A 934-nucleotide genomic window follows, 5' to 3' on the forward strand; every position below is an offset into this window, starting at 1 on the left:
CCCGAATGGCACTGCATTAAGCTTTTCCTCCCTTTGCTCCAGTATTTTTCCTCTGCTTTGCCGGGTGACCATTTTTCAATATCATAGCTCTAGCTACATGTCTTGGCACCATTAACAATGAATAGGCTGAAGCTCTTCGTTTTATTGCTCGGGGCTCCAGTCTACCAGGTCTTTTCCCTACTTGATGACCTGCAATTAAAAACAAAAAGTCTTCAATGATCATCATCGCATTTTTAAATTTTGAAGTGACAGAGTTCCAAACTTGTAACGTGTTCTTAAAGCTAATTCCCCTGATCTTTAGTTTAAATTTTTTAGCTGTTTGCGCCATTAAGATTCGAATTATATTATTAGCCAAAAAATAGACCCATATTTCTTTTTCACACATTTCAGGGGACTTACAACTAAGCTCCGACATGCCCATTGTTGTCTTCAAATTTCTGAAATCAACTTCAATATTCCACCTACTTTGGTATAGCTTAGCAATATCGCTTTTACTATGTTTCTCTGCTTCAAATAAGGTCGTCACAATAATTTTGTGTTTTACTTTTAATTCCCTAACTTCAATTGTTTTGGGCGTGGATTGATATTGTTCAATCGTCATCCACTCTGGTCTTTGTGGTCGATCATAACTTACAATATGATCACATTTACCCATTGTTTTACCTGTTCTAAAATCATTTTTTTTAGCCCTAGCCCCATTTTGCTGAAAAACCCCATTTATACCGTTACGTTGTAAATAGGCCAACAACCAATAACTGCTGTAGAGTGCATCGCCTATGATTAAATCGCCTTTTTTGAATGTATTTAATATAGCTCTCAGCATTGAATGCTCACTTGCTCCTTTCCCTTTGTAAGGGGCAATTTCTGCATTAATAATAGCCCCACTTTCTAAGCAAAAAATACCTAATGAGCGACAAATTGGAAATCCTAGACC

Annotated in this window: 1 protein-coding gene; it reads right to left on the reverse strand. The window is 36.9% G+C overall.

All coding sequences use genetic code 11. From position 1 onward, the window contains the following. Positions 1–16: 16 nt before the first annotated feature. Positions 17–934 (reverse strand): IS4 family transposase (locus GQR55_RS19965; RefSeq protein ID WP_166421961.1); only part of this gene is annotated, 918 nt, incomplete at its 5' end.

It is taken from the genome of Pseudoalteromonas sp. Z1A8 (assembly GCF_011378855.1).
GTDB lineage: Bacteria > Pseudomonadota > Gammaproteobacteria > Enterobacterales > Alteromonadaceae > Pseudoalteromonas.